Source organism: Sphingopyxis sp. (assembly GCF_051861155.1).
Classification (GTDB): domain Bacteria; phylum Pseudomonadota; class Alphaproteobacteria; order Sphingomonadales; family Sphingomonadaceae; genus Sphingopyxis.
This window is the reverse complement of sequence record NZ_JBHYDE010000004.1, coordinates 313,423-330,249: the sequence shown is the minus strand read 5'-3', so window position 1 is coordinate 330,249 and position 16,827 is coordinate 313,423. Positions and strand designations below refer to the sequence as shown.

The 16,827-nt window shown below is 64.5% G+C and carries 18 protein-coding genes; 15 read left to right on the top strand and 3 right to left on the bottom strand.

Features of this window, described 5'->3' with window-relative positions:
- Nucleotides 1-53 precede the first annotated feature (53 nt).
- The 6 genes from ACTIFP_RS09740 to ACTIFP_RS09715 all read left to right on the top strand — a co-directional run bounded on the left by ACTIFP_RS09740 (nt 54) and on the right by ACTIFP_RS09715 (nt 3,301).
- Nucleotides 54-308: a DUF6356 family protein gene (locus tag ACTIFP_RS09740; protein ID WP_439568516.1), complete on the top strand. Its 255-nt coding sequence runs from the start codon at nt 54-56 to the stop codon at nt 306-308.
- Nucleotides 305-1,072, top strand: coding sequence for an alpha/beta fold hydrolase (locus tag ACTIFP_RS09735; protein WP_439568572.1), 768 nt, complete (start codon nt 305-307; stop codon nt 1,070-1,072). Before ACTIFP_RS09740 ends, ACTIFP_RS09735 begins: the two co-directional genes overlap by 4 nt.
- 9 nt (nt 1,073-1,081) lie before the next feature.
- Complete coding sequence (locus ACTIFP_RS09730; protein WP_439568515.1) at nt 1,082-1,519, top strand: acyl-CoA thioesterase; 438 nt, start codon at nt 1,082-1,084, stop codon at nt 1,517-1,519.
- A 9-nt stretch (nt 1,520-1,528) separates the two neighbouring features.
- On the top strand, nt 1,529-1,966 hold the full coding sequence (locus tag ACTIFP_RS09725; protein ID WP_439568514.1) for a VOC family protein: 438 nt from the start codon (nt 1,529-1,531) through the stop codon (nt 1,964-1,966).
- A gap of 83 nt (nt 1,967-2,049) precedes the next feature.
- On the top strand, nt 2,050-2,790 hold the full coding sequence (gene gloB / locus ACTIFP_RS09720) for a hydroxyacylglutathione hydrolase (RefSeq protein ID WP_439568513.1): 741 nt from the start codon (nt 2,050-2,052) through the stop codon (nt 2,788-2,790).
- A gap of 64 nt (nt 2,791-2,854) precedes the next feature.
- Nucleotides 2,855-3,301 carry a hypothetical protein gene (locus ACTIFP_RS09715; protein ID WP_439568512.1) on the top strand — a complete coding sequence of 149 codons (447 nt, stop codon included), beginning with the start codon at nt 2,855-2,857 and terminating at the stop codon, nt 3,299-3,301.
- 247 nt (nt 3,302-3,548) lie between these two features.
- Here ACTIFP_RS09715 and ACTIFP_RS09710 read toward each other — a convergent pair whose 3' ends face one another.
- Genes ACTIFP_RS09710 through ACTIFP_RS09700 form a run of 3 tightly spaced genes read right to left on the bottom strand, consistent with a single transcriptional unit; the run spans nt 3,549 to nt 8,231 of the window.
- Nucleotides 3,549-5,378 carry an AMP-dependent synthetase/ligase gene (locus tag ACTIFP_RS09710; RefSeq protein WP_439568511.1) on the bottom strand — a complete coding sequence of 610 codons (1,830 nt, stop codon included), beginning with the start codon at nt 5,376-5,378 and terminating at the stop codon, nt 3,549-3,551.
- Nucleotides 5,379-5,427: 49 nt separating this feature from the next.
- A complete protein-coding gene (gene ggt / locus ACTIFP_RS09705; RefSeq protein ID WP_439568510.1) occupies nt 5,428-7,119 on the bottom strand; it encodes a gamma-glutamyltransferase in 1,692 nt (563 codons plus the stop codon).
- 41 nt (nt 7,120-7,160) lie between these two features.
- Complete coding sequence (locus ACTIFP_RS09700; protein ID WP_439568509.1) at nt 7,161-8,231, bottom strand: quinone-dependent dihydroorotate dehydrogenase; 1,071 nt, start codon at nt 8,229-8,231, stop codon at nt 7,161-7,163.
- A 94-nt stretch (nt 8,232-8,325) separates the two neighbouring features.
- Between ACTIFP_RS09700 and ACTIFP_RS09695 the strand changes: the two genes are divergently transcribed.
- The 9 genes from ACTIFP_RS09695 to ACTIFP_RS09655 all read left to right on the top strand — a co-directional run bounded on the left by ACTIFP_RS09695 (nt 8,326) and on the right by ACTIFP_RS09655 (nt 16,787).
- The gene (locus ACTIFP_RS09695) at nt 8,326-10,146 is read left to right on the top strand and encodes a DUF885 domain-containing protein (protein ID WP_439568508.1); all 1,821 of its coding nucleotides are present in this window, start codon (nt 8,326-8,328) and stop codon (nt 10,144-10,146) included.
- Between the two features lie 103 nt (nt 10,147-10,249).
- Nucleotides 10,250-11,137: a helix-turn-helix domain-containing protein gene (locus tag ACTIFP_RS09690; RefSeq protein WP_439568507.1), complete on the top strand. Its 888-nt coding sequence runs from the start codon at nt 10,250-10,252 to the stop codon at nt 11,135-11,137.
- Between the two features lie 465 nt (nt 11,138-11,602).
- Nucleotides 11,603-12,094, top strand: a complete 492-nt coding sequence (locus tag ACTIFP_RS09685; RefSeq protein WP_439568506.1) for an SUF system Fe-S cluster assembly regulator — start codon at nt 11,603-11,605, stop codon at nt 12,092-12,094.
- Between the two features lie 4 nt (nt 12,095-12,098).
- Nucleotides 12,099-13,586, top strand: coding sequence for a Fe-S cluster assembly protein SufB (sufB, locus tag ACTIFP_RS09680; protein ID WP_439568505.1), 1,488 nt, complete (start codon nt 12,099-12,101; stop codon nt 13,584-13,586).
- Between the two features lie 44 nt (nt 13,587-13,630).
- Entirely contained in the window at nt 13,631-14,368 is a 738-nt protein-coding gene (locus ACTIFP_RS09675) for a hypothetical protein (protein ID WP_439568504.1), read from the top strand.
- Between the two features lie 244 nt (nt 14,369-14,612).
- Complete coding sequence (locus ACTIFP_RS09670) at nt 14,613-14,876, top strand: hypothetical protein (RefSeq protein ID WP_137752467.1); 264 nt, start codon at nt 14,613-14,615, stop codon at nt 14,874-14,876.
- A 107-nt stretch (nt 14,877-14,983) separates the two neighbouring features.
- On the top strand, nt 14,984-15,727 hold the full coding sequence (gene sufC, locus ACTIFP_RS09665) for a Fe-S cluster assembly ATPase SufC (RefSeq protein WP_439568503.1): 744 nt from the start codon (nt 14,984-14,986) through the stop codon (nt 15,725-15,727).
- Entirely contained in the window at nt 15,724-16,062 is a 339-nt protein-coding gene (locus ACTIFP_RS09660; RefSeq protein ID WP_439568502.1) for a hypothetical protein, read from the top strand. The genes sufC and ACTIFP_RS09660 overlap by 4 nt, the downstream gene beginning before the upstream one ends.
- On the top strand, nt 16,059-16,787 hold the full coding sequence (locus ACTIFP_RS09655; RefSeq protein WP_439568501.1) for a SufD family Fe-S cluster assembly protein: 729 nt from the start codon (nt 16,059-16,061) through the stop codon (nt 16,785-16,787). Before ACTIFP_RS09660 ends, ACTIFP_RS09655 begins: the two co-directional genes overlap by 4 nt.
- Nucleotides 16,788-16,827 lie beyond the last annotated feature (40 nt).

The following is a 16,827-nucleotide window of genomic DNA, read 5'->3' as shown; positions in this document are numbered from 1 at the left end:
GCGAGCCGATCGATCGCTCGCTAGGGCAGCGGCAGCCGGAAGGGAGCCACCTCATGTTCAAGCGCCTGTTCGTCGACCATCCCAAGGCCGTCGATGAAAATTACATCGAGCATTTCGGGGTCGCGTCGAAATTCGGGGTGACGATGATCTATGGCGGTCTGTGCGCGCTGGTCCATGCCGTCGTTCCGGGCTGGTGCATCACCACCGGCAGCGACACGATCAAGCGGCTCAACCATATCATGGTCGAGCAGCGGCGCGCAAAGGGGCAGGCCGTGATGCAGATGAGCACGATCGACTGGGTCATCTGACCCCGGTGGACACTGGTCCCGACTATCTCGACCGATCCGGCCGGCCGCGCCTGGCCTATCGCCATACGCCGGGCGCAGGGCCGACGATCGTCTTCCTGCCCGGCTATATGTCCGACATGGCGGGCGGCAAGGCGACCGCATTGTTCGACTGGGCGGCGGCCGAGGGCCATGCCTGCCTGCTGCTCGACTATGCCGGTTGCGGACTGTCGGACGGGCTGTTCGCTGAGCAGGATTTGCTCGACTGGCGCGGCGATGTGCTCGACCTGATCGACGCGAAGGCCGACGGACCGGTCGTCATCGTCGGTTCGTCGCTGGGCGGCTGGCTGATGCTGCTGACCGCGCTGGCGCTGGTTCAGCGTGACGGGCCCGGCCGCGTCGCGGGGCTGGTCGGCATCGCCGCGGCACCCGATTTCACCGACTGGGGGTTCAGCGACGCCGAAAAGGCGATCATCCTGGCCGAGGGCGAGCTGCGCGAGGAAACCCCGTACAGCGACCAGCCTTATGTGACGACGCGCGGCTTTTTCCAGTCGGGCGAGGCGAACCGGTTGCTCGGCGGACCTATCCCGCTCGCCTGCCCCGTGCGATTGCTGCACGGCGAGCAGGATGGCGATGTGCCGCCCGACATCAGCCTGCGCCTGTCCGCCGCGCTCGTCAGCGAGGATGTGCAGGTCACGCTGGTCAAGGGCGGCGATCACCGCCTGTCGCGCGATACCGACATCGCGCTGCTCATCGATACCGTCGCGCGGCTCGCGACAGCAAATTAAAGGATCATCATGGCCCGCAGCGACTTTCGTTTCCACCTCGTCAAGCGCGTCCGCTATGCCGAAATCGACGCCCAGGCGGTGGTGTTCAACAGCCGATACCTCGAATATTTCGACATCGGGATCACCGAATATTGGCGTGCCGCGGGGGTCTATGACCGCTGGCCCGGCCACACGAGCCCCGAATTTCACGTCGCGCGCGCCGAGGTCGATTACAAGGTACCGATCCTGCTCGACGAGGAGGTCGACATTTGCGTGCGCTGCTCGCGCGTCGGGCGCAGTTCGATGACTTTTTTGTTCGAACTGCACGGTGCGGGCAAAGACGATCTGCGTGCAACCGGGCTGGAGGTCAGCGTCCATGTCGCCGAATCGCAGGGCGCGCCGACGCCGGTGCCCGATGAATTCGTAAATCTGTTCGAAGCGTTTGAAGGACGCAGCCTTCGCGCGTAGAACCGCTTCATGGCCAAATATCTCCACACCATGATCCGCGTCACCGATCCCGACGCGACCGTCGCCTTTTTCCAGCTGATCGGGCTGGAAGAAACCCGCCGTTTCGACAGCGAGCAAGGGCGCTTTACGCTGATCTTCCTAGCCTGTCCGGGCCAGGATGGCGTGGCCGAGGTCGAGCTGACCTATAATTGGCCGCCCGCCGACGGCAGCGCGCCCGAGCAATATGCGGGCGGCCGCAATTTCGGCCATCTCGCGTACCGCGTCGATGATATTTACGCGACGTGCCAGCGGCTGATGGACGCCGGGGTGACGATCAACCGCCCGCCGCGCGACGGCCATATGGCGTTTGTCCGCTCGCCCGACGGCATTTCGGTCGAATTGTTGCAGGAAGGCCATTTGCCGCCACAGGAACCCTGGGCATCGATGCCCAATGTCGGCAGCTGGTGACGCAGCCGCGCTAGCGTGCCATCAAGGCCCCGGCTCGCCTTCTCCGTCATAAGGGCGACAGACGGGCGAGAAAGGAGATCATCGTGGCCGCACTCGACATCGTCCGCATCCCGGTCCTGAGCGACAATTATGTCTGGCTGGTCCATGACCCCGCGAGCAAAGCGACGATGGTCGTCGATCCCGCGGTCGCCGATCCCGTCCTCGCCGCCGCCGCGGAACGCGGCTGGACCATCACCGACATCTGGAACACGCACTGGCACCCCGATCATACAGGCGGCAATGCGGCGATCAAGGAGGCTGCCAAAGCGTGGGGGGGCTGCACGATTACCGGCCCCGCCGCCGAATATGCGCGCATCCCGACGCTGGATGTTCAGGTCGCGGGTGGCGACACCGTGCGCCTCGGCGACCATGTCGCCAGCGTGTGGGACGTCCCCGCGCACACCGCGGGCCATATCGCCTATCATTTCGCCGATGACGCCGCGATCTTCGTCGGCGACACGATGTTCGCGATGGGCTGCGGCCGCCTGTTCGAAGGGACCGCCGAACAGATGTTCGCCAACATGCAGAAACTTGGCACGCTCGACGATGCCACGCGCGTCTATTGCGCGCACGAATATACGCTGTCGAACGCGCGCTTTGCGGTGACGGTCGACCCCGACAATCAGGCGCTCGCGGCGCGGCTCGCCGCGGTCGAGGCGGCACGCGCCGCGGGCGAGGCGACGGTACCGACAAGCATCGGCGAGGAGCGCGCGACCAATCCCTTTTTGCGCGCCCCAAGCGCCGCCGAACTTGGGCGCATCCGTGCACTGAAGGATGCGGTCTGATGCCGCCGCTTCAGCGCGCGTTCATGTCCCAGCAATATAGTCAGCAATCTCAAGGAGCAATGTCATGGCGAAGCTGAACCTGACGGGCGCCGCGCTGCTGATGGCAGCGGCGCCGCTGTTCGCCAGTTGCGCCCCCGCGGGCACTGCCGAACCGGGGGCCGCGGCGCTGACCCCGAAGCAGGCCGAGCGGCTCGACAAACAGCTGGCCGGCAAGGTTCCGGGCGCGCCCATCCGCTGCCTGCCCAATTACCGCAGCAACGACACGATCCGCGTGTCGGACAATATCCTGCTGTACCGGTCGGGCGGCAATCTGGTGTATCGCAACGACCTGAAAAACAGTTGCCCCGGCCTCGCCCGCGACAGCGACATCATGGTCGTCCGCCAGTTCGGATCGTCGACGTGCAGCGGCGACTTTTTCCATCTAGTCGATCGGTCGAGCGGCATCCGCGGCCCGACCTGTGTTTTTGGTGAATTCGTCCCCTATCGCAAACCGGCGGGGGATGCTGGCTGAACCAGCGGTTCAGTCGCAGGCGGGGACCGGTTTGCGCCGAGCTCTTCGGGTCGCACCCCCGCCTGCTTTTAAGACCTTCCCCCTTGATGGGGGAAGGATACGCAGCCTTATCGCGGGCGATTAGGCGGAGTTGGATTGGGGTGATGGTGCGTCCTTGCACCGTTATCGAAGGCCGAGAGCGCACCCCCACCGCTGCGCCCCGGACTTGATCCGGGGCTCGCTGCCTCCCCCATCAAGGGGGAGGCTCTCAGCCCTTGTAAAGCGCCGCAATCTTGTCGGCATATACCTCGCGCAGCACATGGCGGCGGATCTTCATCGACGGCGTCATCTGTTCATTCTCGATCGTAAAGGCTTCGTCGGCGAAGTCGAATTTGCGCACCTTTTCGATCACCGACAGCTGGCCGTTGACGCGGTCGACCGCGGCGCGCAGCGCGGCGCGGAATTTTTCATGTTCGCGTAGCCGGCACAGATCTTTGGGCAGCCCCTCTGCCTCGGCCCATTCGGCCATCCATTCGGGGTCGGGGACCAGCAGGCCGACGAGGTGCGGGCGCTTGTCGCCATAGACCATCGCCTGCAAAATCTCGGGCTGGAGCGTCAGCATCCCTTCGACGCGCTGCGGCGAGACATTGTCGCCCTTGTCGTTGACGATCAGATCCTTCTTGCGGTCGGTGATGACGATCCGCCCCTTGTCGTCGATATGGCCGATGTCGCCGGTGTGCAGCCAGGCGCCTTTTTCCGGCTCCGCCGGATCTGGGACCAGCACCCGTTCGGTCTCGGCAGGGTTTCGCCAATAGCCCTTCATCACCAGCTCGCCGCGCACCAATATCTCGCCGTCGTCGGCGATGCGAACTTCGGTGTTCATCAGCGGCGGGCCGACGGTGTCCATCTTGATGCCCGCAGCGGGGCGGTTGCAGCTGATCACCGGCCCCGCCTCGGTCTGGCCATAGCCCTGCAGCAGGGTCAGCCCGATCGAGTGGAAAAACACCCCGATTTCGGGATTGAGCGGCGCGCCGCCCGACACCAGCGCCTTCATCCGGCCGCCAAAGCGTTTCTGGATTTTGGGCCGGAACAATTTGTCGAGGATCAGGTCGACCGGGCGATCGAGCACGCCCATCCGCCGCTCATAATCCTTTTCACCGACGCGCAGCGCCTGACCCAGCATCCAGTTCGCCAGCTTGCCCTGTTTTTCGACCGACTTGATCATCCGAGCGCGAATCACCTCGAACAGCCGCGGCACCACGACCATGATCGTCGGGCGCGTCTCCTCGATGTTCGAGACGAGTTTTTCCAGCCCTTCGCTATAATAGATCTGCGCGCCGACCATGATCGGCAGGAACTGGCCGCCCGAATGTTCATAGGCGTGACTGAGCGGCAGGAACGACAGGAAAACCTCCTCATCGCCGATGCCGAAATCATTGACGAGCACCTCCGCCGCGCCGGCGGCATTGTGCAGGATCGCGCCATGATGCTGCATCACCCCGCGCGGCGCGCCGCCGGTGCCGCTGGTGTAGATCAGGCACGCGGTGTCCTCGCGCGTCATCGCGGCGGCGCGCGCCTTGGTTTCGTCCAGCCAGGCCTCGCCGCCGGTGACCAGCGGCGCCCAGTCGTGGATTGCGACGTCGCCCTGTTGCCCGACGCGCAGGCTTTCCATGCTGATGACGATATGCGCGTCCGAGCGCGTCACCGCGGGCATCAGCGTGCGCGCCAGCTTGGCGGTCGATACGATCACTGCCTTGGCGCCGCTGTTGTCGAGGATGTGCTGGTGATCGCGTTCGGTGTTGGTGGTGTAGGTGGGCACGGTGATGCAGCCCGCGGCCATGATCGCCAGGTCGGCGATGCACCATTCGGGGCGGTTTTCGCTGACCAACACGACGCGGTCGCCGTCCTTCAGCCCCATACCGCGCAAATTGTGCGCAAGCGCCGCCACCTGGTTCGCGACCTGACGCCAGCTTAAGGGGTGCCAGGCGCGATCGGCCTTGCGCCATAGGAACGGATCTTCGCCGCCGCGCGCGGCGCGGTCGAAGAACATCGCGACCAGGCTGGGGAAATGGTCGAGATGGGGATTGTCGAGCTTCATTCTATCTCTCTCTCCAGGGAGACTGTTTTTCTGTTCTTATCGTTGTAGCTTAGCCCTGCGGCGGCGCGCCATCCACCGATGATGTCCCCGGACCGCGCGGATCCGCCGCACCGCGCCAGCCGCCCTCGACACGTTCGACCGCGTTGAGCTTTGAGCCGAGGTCGGTGGGCGTGAAATTATAGCCAAAGGGTTTCATCTTCGCGGCGACCGCTTCGCCCGCCTCGGTGTTTTCGATCAGCACGCCGCCGTCGCCGAAATAGAGATTGGGGAGCTCCATCGCCGTTTTGGCATCGAGCCCCCAGTCGAGCACGCCGACGAGCACTTTCGTAACGTGCATGATGATCCGCTTGCCGCCCGCCGAGCCGACCGCGAGCACGACCTTGCCATCGGGACCGTAAACGATCGTCGGCGACATCGACGACAAGGGGCGCTTGCCTGCCTGGACGCGGTTGGCGGTCGGCACACCGTCCTTGGTCGGCGCGAGGTCGAAGTCGGTGAGCTCGTTGTTGAGGAAATAGCCGTTGGCGATGAGGTGGCTGCCGAAAATGCTCTCGATGGTCGAGGTCATCGACACAACATTGCCTGCCTGGTCGGCCACCGCGAAATGCGTCGTTCCCTGCTCCGGGACCGGCGGCGCCGCCGCGCGCGGCTTGGCGCCCGGCGGGGTGCCCGGTTCGTAACGACCCGCGGCGCCGAAGGGCGAGATCAGCTGGCGGCGCTCGGCGAGATATTTTTTGTCGAGCAACCCCGCCACCGGGACATCGACGAAATCACTATCGCCCAGATAGGCGGCGCGGTCGGCATAGGAGAGCTGCATCGCCTCGGCGAGCAGGTGCCAGCTCATCGGGTTGTCCTTGCCCATCGCCTTCATGTCCCAGCCCTCGACCATGCCGAGAATGCCGAAGACGGTGGTCGCGCCCGACGAGGGCGGCCCCATGCCGCACACTTTGTAGATACGATAGCTGGTGCAGACCGCCGGGCGTTCCTTTGCCTTATAGGCCGCGACGTCCTTGACGGTGAGCTGCGCCGCGTTGCGCGGCGCCTTCGCCACCGCATCGCTGATCGCCCTGGCATTGGCGCCGCTGTAAAACGCATCGGGACCGCGCGCCGCGACGTCGCGCAGCAGTGCGGCATAGGCCGGGTTGCGGATGCGGGTGCCGACCGGCGCGGGCTTGCCATCGACATAATAGATCGCACGCGCCGCCGGGAAATCCTTCCACAACGGTTCGAACTGGACCAGCCAGTTGTGCAGCACCGGGGTCACGTCGAAACCGTCCTCGGCCAGCTTGATCGCAGGCTGGAGGAGCGCTTTCCATTCGAGCTTGCCCCATTTCTTGTGCGCCATTTCCATCAGACGCATATTGCCGGGCACGCCCACCGACAGCCCGCCGGGGATCGCGTCGCGGAACGACCGCGGCTTGCCGTCCGCGCCGAGAAAGCGATCGGGTTTCGCGGCCGCAGGCGCCATTTCGCGGCCGTCGATCGTCGAAAGGCTGCCGTCCTTGGCATCGTGATGGAGCATGAAGCCGCCGCCGCCGATACCGCTCGATTGCGGTTCGACCAGAGTCAGCACCGCGACCATCGCGACCGCGGCGTCAGCAGCGGTGCCGCCCTGATGCAATATCTCGCGCCCCGCCTCGGTCGCGCGCGGGTCGGCGGACGAGGTTACGCCCTGCGCGAAGGCCAAGGACGGGAGGGTCAGGGTGACGAGCGCGACAAGCGGCAAATATCGTTTCAACATGGCGGCGACTTTGGCGCGCGCATCGGACCAACGCAACCCTGTCAGTGCGCGCTTCCCACCGCGTCGCCCACGCGCGCGAACCCATCGCGCACAGCGAGCCTTTCAAGCCCGTGCGCGATGCGTGCCGCGAGGCCCGGCCCGGCATAGACCATCGCCGAATAGATCTGCACCAGGCTGGCACCGGCGCAGATGCGCTCCCACGCCTGGTCGGCCGAGGCGATGCCGCCCGCAGCAACCAGCGGCACCTTGCCACCGCTGGCGACATGAAAATCGCGGACCCGCTGCAACGCCAGATCGGCGAGCGGCGCACCCGACAGCCCGCCGGCTTCGGCGGCATGGCGCGACGCCAGCGCCGGGCGCGTGATGGTGGTGTTCGACACGATCACTGCGGCGAGTCCCTTGTCGATCGCCACCGCGACGATGTTATCGATGTCGGCAGGTTCCAGGTCGGGCGCGACCTTCAGGAACACCGGTTTGGCCGCACCCACGGGTTGCGCCGCAGCGACACCATCGAGCAGTGCTTCGAGCGCCCCCTTGTCCTGCAAGGCGCGCAGCCCCGGGGTGTTCGGCGAGCTGATGTTGACGGTCAGATAGTCGGCGAGCGGCGCCATCGCCGCGGTCCCCTTGGCATAATCGGCGATGCGGTCGGCGCTGTCCTTGTTGGCGCCGATATTGATCCCGAGCGGCACCGGCAGGCCGTGGCGGCGCAGGCACGCGATCCGCTCGGCCGCCTTGGCCTGCCCGCCGTTGTTGAAGCCCATGCGATTGATCACCGCGCCATCCTCGACCAGTCGGAACAGCCGCGGGCGCGGGTTGCCGTCCTGTGGCAGCGGGGTCAGCGTGCCGACCTCGACAAAGCCGAAGCCGAAATGCGGCATCGCATGCGCGACGCGCGCGTCCTTGTCGAACCCCGGCGCGAGGCCGACCGGATTGGGGAAATGCAGCCCCGCGAATTCGGTCGCCAAGACCGGGCTGGTCAGAGCCGCCCGCGCGCGCGGCAATGGCTGAAGCGCATTGAGCGTCAGATTGTGCGCCGCCTCGCCATCGGTGGCGTGGACGATCGGGCGGACCAGCGCATAGGCGGCGTCGGCGGCAGAGGTGAAGAGCGACATGGCCCGCCATTGCGCGTCCCGCGCGGCTATGGCAAGCCCCGCCTCAACCAATTAGGCATCACCGAAAAACCATCGGAAAAACCGGGAGAAAATCGTGTCGCAGCTTCGCCTCATCGCCCGCCTGTCCACCGGCCTTGCGCTGCTCGCCGCGGCGGGCTGCGCGCCGACTGCGGTGCAGGATGCACCCGCCACTGCCGCATCGGCCCCAACGCCCGACGTCGCGCCGGCCGGCGCGAACCTCGCACAATTCTTCGACAATTATGACGCCGCCCAACTGTCGCTGAGCCCGCAGGGCAAGGCGTATCGCGGCATTCGCGATGGCGATTATGGCCGCTGGAACGATGTCAGCGACGAGGCCGCGGTCGCCAACCATAAGTTGCAGCAGGCAACCGCCGAAGCGATGCGCGGCAGTTTCGACCCCAAGGCGATGTCGGTCGACGAGGCGCTGTCGTTCGAACTGTTCAACGCGCAGGCAGCGCGCGCCGAGCGATTATTCCCCTTTCGCGATCGCGGCTATGTCTTCGACCAGATGAATGGCCCGCAAAGCCAGCTGCCCGCCTTTCTGATCAACATCCACCGCGTCGCGAACACCGCCGAGGCCGAAGCCTATATCGAGCGTATCCGCGGACTTGGCCCGATCCTCGACGCGCTGTCGGCGCAGTCGAAGGCGCGTGCGGCCAAGGGGGTCCAGCCGCCGAAATGGGTCTATGCCTATCTGATTTCGGACATCGGCAATCTGCAGGGGCCGAACAATGCGGTCGTCGAGGATCTGGCCGCCAAGGTCGCCAAGCTCGACATCGACGCCGCCGAAAAGGCGCGGCTGACCACCGCAGCGAAGGCGGCGTGGGCCGAGAGCGCCGGCCCCGCCTATGGCCGCCTGCTCGCCGAGATGAAGCGCCAGCAGGCGAGCGCGCCGACGCAGGACGGGGTGTGGCGCCTGCCCGACGGCAAGGCCTATTATGAGGCGCTGCTCGCCAATTACACGACGACCGACATGACCGCGACGCAGATCCACGACCTCGGCCTGTCCGAAGTCGCGCGCATCCACGGCGAGATGAAGGCGATCATGGCCAGGGTCGGTTTCAAGGGGACGCTGCAACAGTTTTTCGAGCATCTGCGCACCAGCCCGCAATATTATCACACGACGCGCGAAGCCTATCTGGCCGAAGTCGACGCGCGAACGCGGGCGATGGAGGCGCGGCTTCCCGCCTTTTTCAACACGCTGCCCAAGGCTGCGTTGCAGGTGAAGGCGGTCGAGGCGTTCCGCGAGAAATCGGCGGGCAAGGCCTTTTACCAATCGCCCTCGCCCGACGGGTCGCGGCCCGGCACCTATTATGTGAACCTGTATGACCTGCGCGACATGCCCAAGACCGAGCTGGAGGCGCTCGCCTATCATGAGGGCGTTCCGGGACATCACCTCCAGCGCGCGGTGCAGACCGAGCTCACCGGCCTGCCGCCCTTCCGCCGCTTTGGCGGTTTCACCGCTTATACCGAAGGCTGGGGCCTCTATACCGAGGAACTCGCCAAGGACATGGGCTTCTATACCGATCCCTACAGCGATTTCGGGCGGCTGGGCATGGAGCTGTGGCGCGCGTGCCGCCTCGTCGTCGACACCGGCATCCACGACAAGCGCTGGAGCCGCGAGCAGGCGATCAAATACCTCAAGGACAACACCCCCAATCCCGACGGCGACATCGAAAAGGCGATCGAGCGCTATATCGTCTATCCGGGGCAGGCGACCGCCTATCTGATCGGCAAGCTGAAAATCATGGAATTGCGCGGCCGCGCGCAGGCGGCGATGGGCGCCAAATTCGACTATCGCGCCTTTCACGACGTCGTCCTCGAATCGGGACCGGTACCGCTCGACATCCTCGAACGCCGCGTCGATGTCTGGATCGCCGCCCAAAAAGGCTAATAAAAAAACAAAGTTCGCGCTTGACGCGCAGGGATGAAACGCAAATGATCTGTTCCAGATAACAAGGTGGCCTGGGGAAAGGCTGCCACGGTCTGGGTTCGTCATGTCAGAAGCTTCATCCTCGCGCGAAGGCGTGGACGGCAGCGCGCCGTTCGAGTTGCACTATTTTCCGCCCGATCCCGATCTGGCGGACATGGTGTCGAGCTTTTATTTCGCGCGGCTCAACATGCCGAAATTCGACGAATATGAACGCGCCGACCGGCCGCAGTTCCGCTTCGTCACGAATGCCGACGGCGAATATGTCTTTGCCGACGGCCATCGCACCACCGTGACGCGCGCGATCATCATCGGCCCGACGAGCGGGCGAGTGCGCGCGATCAGCAATTGCCCGGCGCAATTGTTCGGATTCGGCCTGCTGCCGGCGGGATGGGCGGCGCTGATGGGCGACGACGCCGAAAAGCTGACCGACCGGGCGATCGACGCCACCGGCCGGTTCGGGCCGTGGATCGAGGAGGTGGCGACGGCGCTGGAACAGGCGGCAGACGTCGAGGCGCGGCTGGTCATCGGCAATAATTTCGCGCGCGAAGTGCTGACCCGCGGCGAGGCACCGCCTTTGTGGTTCATCCGCACCGTCGACGAGTGGCTGACCGCATCCCCCTCGCCGCAGGTGCCCGACCTGGTGGATGCCACCGGCATGTCGATCCGCTCGGTCGAGCGGATGACCAAACATTATTACGGGCTGTCGCCGCGGATGCTGGCGCGCAAATATCGCGCGGTGCGCGCCGCATCGGCGCTGGCGCGCGGCGAAGGGCTCGATTCGGCGCAGCTGGGCGATGCCTTTTACGATCAGTCGCATCTGATCCGCGAGATCAAGCGCTTCGCCGGCGCAACGCCCGGGCAACTGAGCAAGCCGACCTCCTATACCCAGGCGACGACCAAGGGCCGCAAGCAGCTCGCCGGCAAGGTCAGCCCGCTGGTGTCGGAAACCTAGGCGCCCACATCCCGCCATTCGTCATTGCGAGCGCAGCGAAGCAATCCAGAACGGTTTACGCGCACTCTGGATTGCTTCGCTTCCGCAAAGCGGAAGTTTATCCTGAGCGCCTGCAAGGCAGTCGAAGGGCTCGCAATGACGAATGTTCATGGAGACGATGCTGCCTCAACCCCTATTAACCCTCTAAATACGAACGGCGGCGCTTTTGGCGTTTCCGTCCAATCGCGAATCATCGCGCAGGCATAATCCAGCCTTGCGACCCAGAAGAGCTCATCCTCTGACGAGGACTGAGACCTTCATCTCGGCACTCATTTGGCCCCGGCCAGATGGGTGCCTTTTTTTTGGCGCAGCTTTTCTATCACCGCGCCCAAACGGGCTTGCTTGCGCCCTGCGGACGCCTCGCCTATATAAGTGGAGTAATTTACTCCAGTTAAGAATCGTTCGCAATTTGCGAACGGAGAATCGATGCGCCTGTCCAACCTTGCCGATTATGCCGTGGTGCTGATGAGCGCCGCCGCCCGCCAATGCGGGTCGGTGCCGCTTCACGCCGCGCTGTTGGCCGAGCAGACGGGGATTCCGGGGCCGACCGCGCAGAAACTGGTCAGCGGGCTTGCCCGCGCGGGCCTGCTCGTCGCGTCGCGCGGCAGTGGCGGTGGCGTGCGGCTGGCGCGTCCGGCCGCGGCGATCAGCGTCGCCGACATCATCGAAGCCGTCGAAGGGCCGATCGCGCTGACCAGCTGCGTTGCCGAAGGACGCCATGATTGCTCGCTCGAGGGCAGCTGCAAGGTGCAGCCGCATTGGGGCGTGGTAAACGGCGCGGTGCGCGGGGCGCTGGCGGGGATCAGTTTGGCCTCCCTTTCCGTCACCCCAGCGAAAGCTGGGGCCGCTGGAGGCCTTGTTCCAGCATCGCCGAGTAAACCGAAAGCGGCCCCAGCTTTCGCTGGGGCGACGAGTTAAACCTATGACCGACAACACCGAACTCCCCGTGAAAGACCAGGCCGCGCACGATGCCGCAGCGAAGGTCGCCGATTATGAGCATGGCTGGTCCTCGACCATCGAGACCGACTTCGCGCCCAAGGGGCTGACCGAAGATACGGTTCGCTTTATCTCGGCAAAGAAGAACGAGCCTGAATGGATGCTCGACTGGCGGCTGAAGGCGTTTCGCCACTGGCTGACGATGGAGACCCCCGACTGGGCGAAGCTCAACGTGCCACCGATCGATTATCAGGACGCCTATTATTACGCGGCGCCCAAGCCGAAGCCCAAGCTCGGCAGCCTCGACGAGGTCGATCCCGAAATCCTTGAGGTCTATAAGAAACTGGGCATCCCGATCGAGGAGCAAAAGGTTCTCGCGGGGATCGAGGGCGCGCGCAAGGTCGCGGTCGACGCGGTGTTCGATAGCGTCAGCGTCGCGACTACCTTTCGCGAGGAATTGAAGCGCGCGGGCGTGATTTTCCTGTCGATTTCGGAAGCGATCCGTGAATATCCCGAGCTGGTGAAGAAGTGGCTCGGCAAGGTCGTGCCGATGCACGACAATTATTTCGCGACGCTCAATTGCGCGGTCTTTTCGGACGGCACCTTCGTTTACGTGCCCGAGGGCGTGCGCTGCCCGATGGAGCTCAGCACCTATTTCCGCATCAATGCCGAAAATACGGGGCAGTTCGAACGCACGCTGATCGTTGCCGACAAGGGCGCATACGTCTCCTACCTCGAAGGCTGCACCGCGCCGATGCGCGACGAGAACCAGCTCCACGCGGCGGTGGTCGAACTGGTGACGCTCGACGATGCCGAGATCAAATATTCAACGGTGCAAAACTGGTACCCCGGCAATGCCGAGGGGCTGGGCGGCATCTATAATTTCGTGACCAAGCGCGCGCTGTGCTTGGGACACCGCAGCAAGGTATCGTGGACGCAGGTCGAAACCGGCTCTGCGATCACGTGGAAATATCCGAGCTGCGTGCTGAACGGCGACGACAGCGTCGGCGAATTTTACTCGGTCGCGGTGACGAACAATTACCAGCAGGCCGACACCGGCACCAAGATGATCCACAACGGCAAGCGCACAAGGTCGACCATCGTGTCGAAGGGGATCAGCGCGGGCAAGTCGAACAACACCTATCGCGGCATCGTCCGCGTCGCGCCGAATGCCGAGGGGGTGCGCAACTTCACCCAGTGCGACAGCCTGCTTTTGGGCTCGCTCAGCGGCGCGCACACCGTGCCGTACATCGAAATCCGCAATCCCTCGGCGCAGGTGGAGCATGAAGCGACGACGAGCAAGATCAGCGACGATCAGCTCTTCTACGCGATGCAGCGCGGGCTGGGGCAGGAAGAGGCGGTGGCGCTGATCGTCAATGGCTTTGCCAAGGAAGTGCTGCAACAGCTGCCGATGGAGTTCGCGGTTGAGGCGCAGAAGCTGCTGGGGATCAGCCTTGAGGGGAGCGTGGGGTGATTGGCACGTTGTTGACTATATTGCTGCAAGCCCCCGCACCCACGATGCAATCCATCATGCCCGTCGGGCGGATGCAGTGGCCCGCGAAAATCAATCCCGCGATGCAGCCCTACCTCCATTGCATGCAGAACGAATTCGACGGCGCTCAGGTTGAGATCGAAAAGCGCAATGGTGCCAAAGGGCTCGATCTAGCGGGCATGGCGGAAGCCGACGCGACGGCTTTGGTCTCGTGCGCTGACGAGCGTACGACGGCGAAAACGGAAGCGCTTCTTCTCGCTGGTCGCATGCCCGCTATTTCGCAGGCGAGGCGAGTAGAAGTCGTTGATGCTGCGCTGCGGTCTGTGGACCAGATGCGCACTCCGTTGATCGCCATGTTATCATCCGAACCAAGCGCACCTCTCAGCGATACCGGCGCGGCGGTGCGGCGCGCAAATTTGCCGGTCAGCGGATCGGTACCGGCCCGAATACCAAAAGGCGTCGTGGTGCCGAACGCGATGGCGCCGACGTTCGATAAATATGTCGCTTGCTTTGAAGGCAATATGAATGTGGCCGGCGTGCAGAAGCAGTCCGATCTGAAGCATGCGGTCGATAGGGCGCTTGCATCGTGCAGAGCCAGACGCGCCGAATTAGTCAGCGAAGCTCAAATCGCGATGGCCGTTGATCCAGCATATCCCGATACCAAATCGCGCGCGCGCGTCGTTGCCGAAGCCTTTGACACCGAGGACGCCATCCGGCGCGCCATGGGCGAGGGCCGTGTCCTCTTTGAAGACGAGCAAAATTGAGTGCTCCAAGTCCTTAGCCTCCGCGCCACCGTCGCCAACAGGCCGATCCTGATGGGTCGTCCGGTCCCTATCGCGTGGGCACGGATGGCCCAAATTGAGACAATTCTCGCTGGAATCAGAAGCAGCATCACCACAAACCGCGCCGAATTAACTATAATTTCCGCCAGTCCGCATCCGGGGACATGGGGCGTCACGCCTTTGTCATATGCTCGCCCCCTGTCCGATTCGATCTGGAGACGGGGCCATGGCACGCGGTATGGAATTCAACTGGTCGGACGCCGATCTGGTCGTGCATCCCGTGCAGGCAGTGACCGCCTATCCGACGCATCAGGGCGTGGTCATCCGGCAGCAGCGGAAATCGGAACGCGATCGCGACGAGGTGATCATGGTCCCGCATCATGCGGTGAATATGCTGATCCGGCGGTTGCAGCATCTGCAGAACACCAGCGTGATCAGCGTCGAAGAAGTCGCCAATTCGGAACTGGCGGAAATTTTCGCCGCCGAATAGCCGCGCTGCGGCCCCTGCCCTTCGCGGGCTTTCTTCCATCATCTGCCTCAACTCCGGTGCGCGCATTGGCGCGTGCCGCGCGGCGCCATTCTGCCTGAAAGTCCGACATGCTGAGAATCGAAAACCTGCACGCCACCGTTGCCGACAAACCGATCCTGAAAGGCCTGTCGCTCGCCATCAATGCGGGCGAAATCCATGCGATCATGGGGCCGAACGGGGCGGGCAAATCGACGCTGTCTTATGTTCTCGGCGGACGCCCCGGTTATGAAGTCACCGACGGATCGGCGACCTTTGAAGGCGCCGACCTGCTCGATATGGAGCCGCACGAGCGCGCCGCGGCGGGGCTGTTCCTGGGGTTCCAATATCCGGTCGAAATTCCCGGCGTGTCGAATGTCCAGTTCCTGCGCGAGGCGCTGAACGCGCAGCGCAAGGCGCGCGGTGAAGAGCCGCTGTCGGGCGGCGATTTCCTGAAGGTGGCGCGCGAGAAAGCCGCGCTGCTGGGGATGGACATGGACATGCTCAAGCGCCCGGTGAACGTCGGATTTTCGGGCGGCGAGAAGAAACGCAACGAAATGGTCCAGATGGGGATCATCGACCCCAAGCTCGCGATCCTCGACGAGACCGACAGCGGCCTCGACATCGACGCGCTGCGCACCGTGGGCGACGGGATCAACGCGATCATGCGCCGCCCCGACAAGGCGGTGCTGCTGATCACCCATTACCAGCGCCTGCTCGACTATGTGCAGCCCGATTTTGTGCATGTCCTTGCCGCCGGGCGGATCGTGAAGTCGGGCGGCCCGGAGTTGGCCCGCGAGCTGGAAGCGCATGGCTATGCGGAGATTGCGGCGTGATCGCAGCCGTCATCCTTACGGCGATGCAGACCGCTGCCCCGCCCCCGCCCGTGACCGAGGAAGAAATCCTGGTTGTTGCGGGGAAAATGCGCTCGATCGAAGTCGATATAAAAGCGCCGAAGCGCAGCGGTATCGTCACGCTCGAACGGTGCCGTGTGACAAAACCCAGCGGCTACGCCGAACTCGACGCCATTCCGTGCGGTGTGGCACAGCAATGCGTCGCGGAAAAGCTGACGAGTCGGAAAGCGCTGACGGCCTGTGTCGAGCAACGCTCGAACGACCGGCTCGATGCGGTTTTGACGGCGTGGCGCGCAGCCTCGGGGGTGGCGAGATGACCGCATCCCTCCCTTCGCGGCGCGATGAAGCCTGGCGCTACTCCGACATCGACGCCGTCGCCGCGGCGTGGCCGCTGCCTGCGCCGGAGAGCGTCCTCGTGCCCGCAGGCGGGCGCTTCGCGCGGGCGATCGTGCAGGATACCGGCGGCGTGCAGCAGATCGAGATGAGCATCGGCAAGGGCGCGGTTGTGGCGCTGCACGTTCTCAACATCGGCGGCGCCTATGGGCGCATCGAACTGGCGGTGACGCTGCACGAAGGCGCTGACTTCACGCTCGGCGCGGCGCAGATCGGCGGAGGTGAACAGAATCTGGAGATCGTCACCACGATCACCCATGCCGAGCCCGGCGCGACGTCGCGGCAGGTGGTGCGCTCGGTCCTCGGCGGCACCGCGACCGGCACCTATCTGGGCAAGGTCGCGGTCGCGCGCGATGCGCAGCAGACCGACAGCGCGCAGGATGTGAAGGCGATGCTGCTGAACCGCAGCGCGACCGCCAACGCCAAGCCCGAGCTGGAGATTTACGCCGACGATGTGAAATGCGCACACGGCTGCGCGATCGGCGAGCTGGACCCGATGGCGCTTTATTACCTCCAGTCGCGCGGGCTGCCGCCGGGCGAAGCGAAGAAGCTGATGCTGCAGGCCTTCGTCGCAGGGGTGTTCGACGGCGCCGAGGATGAGGCGCGGTTGCAGGCGCTCGCGCTCGCCAAGTTGGGGGAGCTGGTGTGAGCATCGTCTCCTCCCCGTTCGTCCCGAGCGAAGTCGAGGG

Coding starts and splice junctions, on each gene's coding strand:
- ACTIFP_RS09740 (WP_439568516.1), top strand. CDS start 54: ATGTTCAAGCGCCTGTTCGTCGACCATCCCAAGGCCGTCGATGAAAAT.
- ACTIFP_RS09730 (WP_439568515.1), top strand. CDS start 1,082: ATGGCCCGCAGCGACTTTCGTTTCCACCTCGTCAAGCGCGTCCGCTAT.
- ACTIFP_RS09725 (WP_439568514.1), top strand. CDS start 1,529: ATGGCCAAATATCTCCACACCATGATCCGCGTCACCGATCCCGACGCG.
- ACTIFP_RS09715 (WP_439568512.1), top strand. CDS start 2,855: ATGGCGAAGCTGAACCTGACGGGCGCCGCGCTGCTGATGGCAGCGGCG.
- ACTIFP_RS09710 (WP_439568511.1), bottom strand. CDS start 5,378: ATGAAGCTCGACAATCCCCATCTCGACCATTTCCCCAGCCTGGTCGCG.
- ggt (WP_439568510.1), bottom strand. CDS start 7,119: ATGTTGAAACGATATTTGCCGCTTGTCGCGCTCGTCACCCTGACCCTC.
- ACTIFP_RS09700 (WP_439568509.1), bottom strand. CDS start 8,231: ATGTCGCTCTTCACCTCTGCCGCCGACGCCGCCTATGCGCTGGTCCGC.
- ACTIFP_RS09690 (WP_439568507.1), top strand. CDS start 10,250: ATGTCAGAAGCTTCATCCTCGCGCGAAGGCGTGGACGGCAGCGCGCCG.
- ACTIFP_RS09685 (WP_439568506.1), top strand. CDS start 11,603: ATGCGCCTGTCCAACCTTGCCGATTATGCCGTGGTGCTGATGAGCGCC.
- sufB (WP_439568505.1), top strand. CDS start 12,099: ATGACCGACAACACCGAACTCCCCGTGAAAGACCAGGCCGCGCACGAT.
- ACTIFP_RS09675 (WP_439568504.1), top strand. CDS start 13,631: ATGCAATCCATCATGCCCGTCGGGCGGATGCAGTGGCCCGCGAAAATC.
- ACTIFP_RS09670 (WP_137752467.1), top strand. CDS start 14,613: ATGGCACGCGGTATGGAATTCAACTGGTCGGACGCCGATCTGGTCGTG.
- sufC (WP_439568503.1), top strand. CDS start 14,984: ATGCTGAGAATCGAAAACCTGCACGCCACCGTTGCCGACAAACCGATC.
- ACTIFP_RS09655 (WP_439568501.1), top strand. CDS start 16,059: ATGACCGCATCCCTCCCTTCGCGGCGCGATGAAGCCTGGCGCTACTCC.